The following is an 8,837-nucleotide window of genomic DNA, read 5'->3' on the forward strand; positions in this document are numbered from 1 at the left end:
TTGTACACACCGCCCGTCACACCACGAGAGTTTGCAACACCCGAAGTCGGTGAGGCAACCCTTTCGGGAGCCAGCCGCCGAAGGTGGGGCAGATGATTGGGGTGAAGTCGTAACAAGGTATCCCTACCGGAAGGTGGGGATGGATCACCTCCTTTCTAAGGAGCTCTTCACAGAGCAAATGAACCGGTTACTTCTCGGGTCATGCCTTACTCACTCTTTAGTTTTCAGGGAATACGGCTAAATGGAAAACACCTGTTTATTCGTTTAATACGATTAAACAGGTGTTTTTTTGTTTCCGCCCGAAAGTGCCGTCAAAGGGCAACACCAGCAAAGTTGCATATCTTTTCACAGGGAAATACATAAGGTTTTGACATGATTGCAATTCTAAAAAGGAGGGAGGAAATGAGATGAAAGAAGGAAAACAGCCGTTATCAGTGCAAAAACCGCAGGTATTTCACCAAAAAAAGATTGCGGAACAAAAGCAGAAAAAAGGAATGTCCGAAGGGCAACTGGTCTTTATCGGGGTTGCTTCCATCTTGGGAGCGGGATTTTTTTTGACGACAGCCACGACGATCCGTGAAACAGGGATCTCCATTTTATTGTCTTATTTGGTTGGAGTTTTTGCTGTTTGGGCCATTTTTGACTCTTTGGGTGCCATGATTGTGACGGAATCCGGCTCTCAGGGCTCATTTATTTATTACGTTGAAAAGTATCTTGGAACTTTATTTGGTTTTATTGGCGGTTGGATTTATTGGGCGGCAGGAGTTTTGGCAATGTCCAGCGAGATTACGGGGATCAGTATCTTTACACAAAAATGGCTGCCTTCTGTTCCGATCTGGATGCTCTCAACGATATACACTCTGTTGGCGCTGGGGATTAATTTGATTGGCATGAATAATTACGGGCGAATCGAATCGTTTTTTGCTGTGGTAAAAACGGCAGCTTTGGTCATCTTTATCGGTGTTGTCTTTTATTTCATCCTTGGTGGACGGGTTGCCGCGCATGCGCATTTTACCCGGACGGATCAATGGTTTGCCCATGGCCTGCCCGGATTTTTAACAAGCTTGAGCATGATGTTTTTTACCTTTGGAGGGATTGTGGCCACGGGAATGGCTTCGGCCGAGGTCGAAAATCCGAGGGTGATTCCGTCAGCTTTTCGTAAAATTGTCCTTCTTCTGGCTGTTTTATATCTGTTGTCTCTTTTTGCCATCCTCTATGCCATCCCGCTGACCAAAATCGTGGAAAACCAAAGTCCGATGATAACGATTTTAACCTTGTTACGCATCCCGTTTGCTGATGCTGTCCTGAATCTCATCATGATCTTGGCAGCCTTTTCAACGGCTATTGCCGCCATGTTTGGCGTCTCTCATATTTTGGTCAGCCTCAGCAAACGGGAAGAAGCTCCTTCCTTATTGGCTAAAATAAATAAGCGAGGCGTTCCTTTTCCCTCGCTGATCGTGACGACGATCTTTGTATTTCTGTTCATTGTCGCTTCTTACTTTTTGCCTGGTTCCATTTATGAAATTCTGACGACCTCTGCAGGTGTGGTCTATTTGTTTTTGTGGGGCATGATTCTGTACACATACCTGCGTTTTCGCCGTTTTCAACAAGAGTCAGCCAATGAACAGGGCAAAGTCTGGGGAATTCCCTGGCGTTTTTGGCTTGCCATCCTGATTTTGACAATTGCGCTGGTCGGGAGTGTTTTTGATTACAAGCATTTGATGAGTATGCTGATCAGTGTCGGATTTGTGCTTATCGCCGGCTTTTCTTACTTCATCCTCATCAGGCGCAAAGGGACGAGGGCAGCCGAAAAACTGCGGTAAATGGATGCGGTGCGCCTCGGCATTTTATCCAGGGATTGTTTTGGTTTGGTTTCCGGATTTCCATCCTCAATGAATTTTGAACAGCTCCCGTTCCACCTCCTGAACATCCCGGGCACGTGTTGATTCAATCCGGCAAAATCAATGCGCACCCGGTTTTGTTTCGGTTGCAGCAGTTTTGATGCCCTCAGAGCCGGATCAGCGGGCATTTTATGAAGCTGACTGGGCAAGCTCCCCTTTTTCTTCTTTGAGCATTCTTTTTTCGAATACCTTAAAAAAGGGATAGTAGATGAGAACGGAAAGGCAGATATTAACCAGGCACAAAACGATCGCCCGCCAATCTCCGCCGGTTGCCAGATACGCTCCGATTGGGGCAGGTAATGTCCAGGGTGGAATGGTGGCCACGCGGTTAATCAGATCGAGAGAAAAAGCGATATATGTGGTTGTCGTGCAAACGATGGGAACCAAGACAAAAGGGATGAACATCAGCGGGTTCATCACCATCGGCACACCGAAAACGATCGGTTCATTAATATTGAAAATGCCGGGTACAATCGAAAAACGGCCGACTTTCTTTAAGTATGAAGATTTGGAAAAACACATGAGGATTGCAAGGCCGATGCTCGTTCCCGATCCTCCGATCCAGACGAACCATTGAAAAAACGGTTCGACAATCAGATTGGGCAGCGCTTTGCCGGCAGCGGCAGCAGCGGCATTTTGATCCAGCAGGGCAAACCAGATCGGTTGAAAAACGGTTCCGACCACCGCATCGCCGTGAATACCGGCCGACCAGAGCAGCATGATGAAAATGACCGGAACCAAGGCGCCGAGATAGCTGTTTCCGGCAAAGGCGGCCAGCGGTTTGAAGATTGCGTGCAATACCTCATTTAAATCAATTCCAAGCCAGACGCGGATCACCCACATGACAACGATAATAAATGCAGCGGGAATCAGTGCCTCAAACGAGCGTGAAACCGAACTGGGCACGGAATCGGGCATTTTGAGCGTGATGCGATGTTTCTTGAAAAATCGCAGGCTTTCAACTGCGATCAGCATTGCCAAGATTGACATAAACAGTCCCGAACCGCCTAGGTTTTCCATGGGCAACAGCCAACCGAGCGGCTGGTCTTTCGGCAATTTGTCATCCAGATTGACCGGAATTGTTGCCATGATAAAGGTCGCCATCGTCAGCATGCCGCCGGAAATGCCGTCCAGTTTGTAGGAGCGGGCCAAGCTGTATCCCATGCCGAAGGAAGCATAGAGGGCCATTAATCCGAGTGTAAGACGGAACGGGATTAAAATGTCATTGGTGTACGGCTCCACCATCTTCGCCAGACCGGGAATGGGAGGATTGGCGATAATCAAGAAAAAAGCACCGACGAGAATAAGGGGAAGAGCAGAGATGATTCCGTCCCGAATGGCCCGCAAATGCCGCACTTCCGAAAGGCGTGCAAGAGGAGGCATCAACTTAGAATCAATCCATTGCAAAAATGTTTCCATAAAAAACCTCCTGGTGTTATAAATGTGACACTAGTCTGAAATATAACCGTTTACAATTTGAATATAACTTATCGGGCAGTAGTTGTCTATACCAATTTTTTTGTTATAATAAAAATTGTTCAGATATTTTTTGCAAGGAAAAAAATGCCCCTTAAATGACGTCAGATGGGAGAGAAAACAGGCGATGTCGGAATTGGACAGACTGGAGACGGAAAAACGAAATCCACGTACAATGGATATTGATGAGTTGGACAGTTTTGAAGTTGTCAAACGGATCAACGAAGAAGATGCGCTGGTCCCCGGGGCGGTTGCCGCTGCGTTGCCGCAGATTGCACGGGCGGTGGATCAGATTGTGGAGGCGATTAAAAAAAGGGGGCGTCTGATCTATATCGGTGCCGGAACGAGCGGGAGAATCGGGATTCTCGATGCTTTGGAATGTCCGCCCACGTTTGGTACGCCGCCGCAATTGGTTCAGGGGATTATCGCCGGGGGAGCGGGTGCCGTTGATACATCCTGGGAAACTGCAGAAGACCAGTATGATCTTGGAAAAAACGATCTGCAGGAAATACGTCTGACGGACAGGGATATCGTGGTCGGAATCGCTGCAAGCGGGCGCACACCGTATGTGATCGGTGCCCTTCAATATGCAAATGAGGTGGGAGCAACCAGTGTCGCCCTTGTTTGCAACCCCGGCACAAAAATGGAACAGGTGGCTAAGCATACGATTTGCGTTGTGACCGGCCCGGAGGTGGTGACCGGTTCTACACGCATGAAAGCGGGTACTGCGCAAAAAATGGTCCTTAATATGCTGAGCACGGCAACCATGATTCGCCTGGGTAAAGTTTATCAGAATTTGATGGTGGATGTGGAACCGCTCAACCATAAGCTGATTGAGCGATCGAAAAACATTGTGATTGAGGCGACCGGTTGTACCAGAGCGGAAGCGGAGAAAGCGCTATCAGAGCAGAACGGGAATACCAAAGCGGCCATTTTGCAACTTTTAACGGATCTCTCCCCCGATGAGGCGGTCCGGCTTTTGGAATTACATGACGGAGTCTTAAAAAAAGCACTGGCAGCGGTGAATAAAAACTGAAAATAAAGATCAGCAATCCATACGGCGGACAGCCGATTTCTTTTATCATGATGGAGGGATGTTTGTGCGAGTGCTGATGGTTTGTGCAGGCGGAATGTCGAGCGCCATCGTGGTCAAAGCCATTAAACAGGAGGCGGATAAACAAGGATTTGCTCTGGAGATCAAAGCGGTCGGCACCCACGAATTTGAAAATGAATTGCCCGGGTATGATCTGGGGCTGGTGGCTCCGCAAGTAAAGCATCGTTTTTCCACTTTTGCCGAGATCGGCAAGCAGTTGAATGTACCGGTTGTTTTGATTCCACCTACAGGTTATACGCCGATCGGCGCCCCGAAAGTACTTGAACTGATCAAGAGTTATGCCGAAAGTAAATAAATGTCCTGATCTCTTAGTTGAAGGAGAAAGATGATGAATCTGGAACAAGAAATCTTCAATATTATTCTGCATGCCGGAAATGCGCGCGGGCTTGCTTATGAAGCGCTGGAGGCAACAGAAACGTTTGATTTTGACAGAGCTGATCAGTTGCTGAAACAGGCCGAAGAAGAATTGGAGAAAGCCCATGAGACGCAGACGAAATTGATTCAGGCGGAGATGAACGGGACCACGTTTGAAAAATCATTGCTGTTGATACACGCACAAGACCATTTGATGACGGCGGTAAGCGAGCAAAAGCTGATTGAGCGGATGATCCGGGTAATCAAAAAATTGAAGGAGAGCCGGTAACTTGGCAACCATTCAAAGCGGTTTTGCAGAAAGAGGGGAAAAACAATGAAACGGTTGGGTGTGTCGATTTATCCGGAACATTCCACCCCTGACCGGGATCAGGCGTATTTGAAGCTGGCGCATGAGTACGGATTCAGCAGGGTGTTTTCCTGCCTGCTGTCCGTTCAGGGAAACCGGGAAAAAATTCTCGCCGATTTTAAAGAAACCGTTGCGTATGCGAATCGGTTGGGAATGCAAGTGGTTGTCGATATTGCTCCCCGCGTGTTTCAGGCCTTGAAAATCTCTTACGAAGATCTGTCATTTTTTAACGAGCTCGGCGCGAGCGGAATCCGGTTGGATCTCGGCTTCACCGGCCGGGAAGAGGCGGCGATGACGTACAATCCCTACGGTTTAAAAATTGAACTCAATATGAGCAACGGCACCCGTTATCTTGAGCAGATTCTCAGTTATCAGCCGAAACGGGAAAATTTGCTCGGCTGTCATAATTTTTATCCTCACCGTTATACCGGCCTGGCGTATGATCACTTTCTCCATTGCAGCTGGCAGTTTAAAGAGAAGGGGATTCGCACCGCTGCCTTTGTGTCCTCGCAAGCGGCTTCGTTCGGTCCCTGGCCGGTAACCGAGGGCCTGTGCACGCTGGAAATGCATCGAACCCTGCCGGTCGACGTGCAGGCCAAACATCTTTTTGCCACCGGAGTCATTGACGATGTCATCGTCGGAAATGCTTATGCGTCTGAGGAAGAACTGCGAGCGCTCAGTCAAATTGATCCGGACCGGCTGACGTTTACTGTTCAGCTGAACGAAGGGATCACGGAGTTGGAGCGGAAAATCGTCCTGGAAGAGCCTCATTTTTATCGCGGGGATGTTTCCGACTACCTCATCCGCTCAACCCAAAGCCGGGTAAAATACAAAGATGTCCCCATTCCCCCGCATCTCACTGTCGAAATCAAGCGCGGCGATGTGCTGATTGACAACGATCTGTACGGACAGTATAAAGGCGAATTGCAGATTGCCCTGAAGCCGATGAAAAATGAAGGAAAAACCAACGTTGTCGGGCGAATAGCCGAGGAAGAGCTGATTTTGCTGGATATGTTGAAACCGTGGAGTCCCTTTCGGTTTGAACATAAAAAGTAGGTGATCCGGATGCCGTTTGTGATTGGGGTCGACGGAGGCGGAACGAAAACCGAAGCGGTGGCTTTTGATTTGAGCGGGAGGGAACTGGCACGGTCACGCAGCGGATTTGCCAATGTTCTGGTTGATCCGGAACGGGCGATCAAGCATATACGCGAGGCGATTGAGGGGTGCATCCATCAAGTAAAGGATCGGTGCCTTTATCTTTATCTCGGGCTGGCGGGAATTGAGAGCGGCACTTGCCGTGCGGAACTGGAAAAGATGCTTCGCGAGCGTTTTGCCATCCCTTTTTCCATCGTCAATGATGCGCAGATCGCCCATGCAGGAGCCTTGAGGGGAGGGGACGGCATTTTAACCGTTGCCGGCACGGGTTCCATCTGCTTTGGGGTGAAGGAAGGCGTTCAGGCGGTGACAGGAGGATGGGGAAATTTGCTGGGAGATGAGGGAAGCGGTTACTGGATTGCGATTCAGGCGTTGCGCCGCATTATCGCTGAAGCGGAACGGAACCTGCCGCACAGCCCGCTCAGCCGATGTTTGTTGGATGAAATCGGGGTGAAAGAGGCGGAGGGGTTAAAATCATTTGTTTATGGAGTGACGAAGGCGGAGATTGCCGGTCTGGCACCAATCGTCGCGAGACAGGCCGATTCGGGTGATGAGGCTTCTGCCGCGATTTTGCGCCGCGCCGGGAGGAAGTTGGTGCAGATGACGCTGCGCTTGCGGGAAAAGCTGGGGTTTGGTGACGATGCTTCCATTGCCGTCGCCGGCAGCATTCTTTGCCGGATTTCCCATGTCAGGGAAACGTTTCTGCGCGAAATCAGGCAATCCATTGTGAATGCCCGCGTCGCAATCGCAGGGGAATCAGCTGCCAAAGGGGGATATTATCTGGCCATGAGAAGACTTGGGGAGAGAGGATGATCAGGTGGCGCTGGCAGTTGGTTTGATGTCGGGAACCTCACTGGACGGGGTCGATGCCGCATTGGTGGAAATTGAGGGAAGCGGACTTGCAACGAAAGTAAAACTGATCCATTTTCTCACCCTGCCCATTCCCGATGGGCTGAAACGGGAAATTCGCGCCTGCTGTGAAGTGGACCGCTCTTCTGTTAAGCTGGTTTGTAGTTTGAATTTTAAGTTGGGGGCTCTGTTTGCGGAGGCAGTGAAACAGGTTTGCCGTGAAGCCGGGGTGGACTTGGAGGAACTTGCATTTATTGGTTCGCATGGACAGACTGTTTATCACATCCCCAAATCCGATGGTTCTTTTGTCCGCTCCACCTTGCAAATCGGGGAACCCGCTGTGATCGCCTATGAGACAAAAACCAAGGTTGTAGCCAATTTCCGGGTAATGGATATGGCGGCAGGCGGGGAAGGGGCGCCGCTTGTACCCTATACCGAATTTCTGTTGTACCGGTCCGGGCGTGACCGAATTTTGCAGAATATCGGCGGGATCGGAAATGCCACCGTCATTCCCAAAGAGACCACGCTGGATGAGGTGTTTGCTTTTGACACCGGGCCGGGCAACATGATCATTGATGAGATTTGCCAACGGTTGACCGGTTTGCCCTGTGACCGTAACGGAGAGTGGGCGGCCAGGGGAAAGATCCACAAGCCTTTGCTGGAAAGGCTCATGAATCATCCCTTCATCTCTGCTCCCCCGCCCAAATCGACAGGGAGGGAGGTGTTTGGCGCCCCTTATGCAGAGGAGCTGCTCAAAGAGTGGAAAGGGTTGCAGGCAGAAGATTGGCTGGCGACGGTTACCCTGTTTACCGCCCGCTCCATCGCAGAAAATTATAAGCGATTTATTTTTCCGATGTATCCGGAAGCTGAAATCATTATCAGCGGCGGGGGAAGTTATAATCCTACCCTTTTGCGAATGTTGAAGGAATGCCTGCCCCATCATCGCGTGTTAACCCAGGAAGATTTGGGGTTTTCCTCCGCGGCCAAGGAAGCGGTTGCTTTCGCCGTTTTGGCCAATGAAATGCTGCACGGTTTGCCGGGAAATGTGACCGGCGCAACCGGGGCGGAAAGAAGGGTCGTGCTCGGATCCGTCACTCCGGTTCCATATTGAACCGGGAGAAAAAATAAGAATGAAACGGGCGGAGCGAAAAGAGGAAAACAGCTGACAAAACGTTTGCGCGCCTGTATTTTATTTCGCTGAGTTTGAATTTCGGCTGAGCCTGACTCAACAAGGAGGCGGTTAGAGCCGGCCTGGACATTACTTTCCTGAAAGCCGAAGGGATTTGGGCCTGTTGGTTCCATCAAGAAGCCTTGTCCAGGCCGCTCGCTTATTTGCAGAAAAAAAGCGTATTCTGTTCTTGATGGTTTTACTTATAAATTTTATTAAAACCATTGACATCTAAAATTAAATTTGATAAGATGATTTTCGTCGCTGCGAAACGCGGTTGAGAAAAAAGAATTTTGATGTGTTCCTTGAAAACTAAAGAGTGAAGCATGACCTGTTGATTCTTTTTGAGCTTAAATCTTTATCGGAGAGTTTGATCCTGGCTCAGGATGAACGCTGGCGGCGTGCCTAATACATGCAAGTCGTGCGGGGGAAGATCCTTCGGGATCGGACCCA

8 protein-coding genes and 2 rRNA genes are annotated in these 8,837 nt (G+C 49.6%); 9 read left to right on the top strand and 1 reads right to left on the bottom strand.

All coding sequences use genetic code 11. The features are described 5' to 3' along the window. Both I8U18_RS17045 and I8U18_RS17050 read left to right on the top strand, forming a co-directional pair. A 16S ribosomal RNA gene (locus I8U18_RS17045) occupies nucleotides 1-155 on the top strand; the annotation flags it as partial. 252 nt (nucleotides 156-407) lie between these two features. Beyond that, on the top strand, nucleotides 408-1,823 hold the full coding sequence (locus I8U18_RS17050) for an amino acid permease (RefSeq protein WP_198065139.1): 1,416 nt from the start codon (nucleotides 408-410) through the stop codon (nucleotides 1,821-1,823). 207 nt (nucleotides 1,824-2,030) lie between these two features. Here the strand turns inward: I8U18_RS17050 and I8U18_RS17055 are convergent, their stop codons facing one another. Next, nucleotides 2,031-3,320: a PTS sugar transporter subunit IIC gene (locus tag I8U18_RS17055; RefSeq protein ID WP_198056599.1), complete on the bottom strand. Its 1,290-nt coding sequence runs from the start codon at nucleotides 3,318-3,320 to the stop codon at nucleotides 2,031-2,033. A gap of 184 nt (nucleotides 3,321-3,504) precedes the next feature. Here I8U18_RS17055 and murQ point away from each other — a divergent pair, with 184 nt between their 5' ends. The 7 genes from murQ to I8U18_RS17090 all read left to right on the top strand — a co-directional run. After that, the gene (gene murQ / locus I8U18_RS17060; protein WP_198065140.1) at nucleotides 3,505-4,413 is read left to right on the top strand and encodes an N-acetylmuramic acid 6-phosphate etherase; all 909 of its coding nucleotides are present in this window, start codon (nucleotides 3,505-3,507) and stop codon (nucleotides 4,411-4,413) included. A gap of 64 nt (nucleotides 4,414-4,477) precedes the next feature. Then, nucleotides 4,478-4,786 (top strand): PTS sugar transporter subunit IIB, encoded by a 309-nt coding sequence (locus I8U18_RS17065; RefSeq protein WP_033101965.1) that lies wholly within the window; start codon nucleotides 4,478-4,480, stop codon nucleotides 4,784-4,786. A gap of 33 nt (nucleotides 4,787-4,819) precedes the next feature. Further along, nucleotides 4,820-5,134 (top strand): PTS lactose/cellobiose transporter subunit IIA, encoded by a 315-nt coding sequence (locus tag I8U18_RS17070; protein WP_198056597.1) that lies wholly within the window; start codon nucleotides 4,820-4,822, stop codon nucleotides 5,132-5,134. A 45-nt stretch (nucleotides 5,135-5,179) separates the two neighbouring features. Then, a complete protein-coding gene (locus I8U18_RS17075) occupies nucleotides 5,180-6,268 on the top strand; it encodes a DUF871 domain-containing protein (protein ID WP_033101963.1) in 1,089 nt (362 codons plus the stop codon). Nucleotides 6,269-6,277: 9 nt separating this feature from the next. Beyond that, complete coding sequence (locus tag I8U18_RS17080; RefSeq protein WP_198065141.1) at nucleotides 6,278-7,180, top strand: N-acetylglucosamine kinase; 903 nt, start codon at nucleotides 6,278-6,280, stop codon at nucleotides 7,178-7,180. Nucleotides 7,181-7,184: 4 nt separating this feature from the next. Then, a complete protein-coding gene (gene anmK, locus I8U18_RS17085; protein WP_370589431.1) occupies nucleotides 7,185-8,327 on the top strand; it encodes an anhydro-N-acetylmuramic acid kinase AnmK in 1,143 nt (380 codons plus the stop codon). 415 nt (nucleotides 8,328-8,742) lie between these two features. Further along, a 16S ribosomal RNA gene (locus I8U18_RS17090) occupies nucleotides 8,743-8,837 on the top strand; the annotation flags it as partial.

Origin of the sequence: Thermoactinomyces sp. CICC 10522, from assembly GCF_016055075.1 — a bacterium.
Lineage (GTDB): Bacteria > Bacillota > Bacilli > Thermoactinomycetales > Thermoactinomycetaceae > Thermoactinomyces_A > Thermoactinomyces_A daqus.

Coding starts and splice junctions, on each gene's coding strand:
- I8U18_RS17050 (WP_198065139.1), top strand. CDS start 408: ATGAAAGAAGGAAAACAGCCGTTATCAGTGCAAAAACCGCAGGTATTT.
- I8U18_RS17055 (WP_198056599.1), bottom strand. CDS start 3,320: ATGGAAACATTTTTGCAATGGATTGATTCTAAGTTGATGCCTCCTCTT.
- murQ (WP_198065140.1), top strand. CDS start 3,505: ATGTCGGAATTGGACAGACTGGAGACGGAAAAACGAAATCCACGTACA.
- I8U18_RS17070 (WP_198056597.1), top strand. CDS start 4,820: ATGAATCTGGAACAAGAAATCTTCAATATTATTCTGCATGCCGGAAAT.
- I8U18_RS17075 (WP_033101963.1), top strand. CDS start 5,180: ATGAAACGGTTGGGTGTGTCGATTTATCCGGAACATTCCACCCCTGAC.
- I8U18_RS17080 (WP_198065141.1), top strand. CDS start 6,278: ATGCCGTTTGTGATTGGGGTCGACGGAGGCGGAACGAAAACCGAAGCG.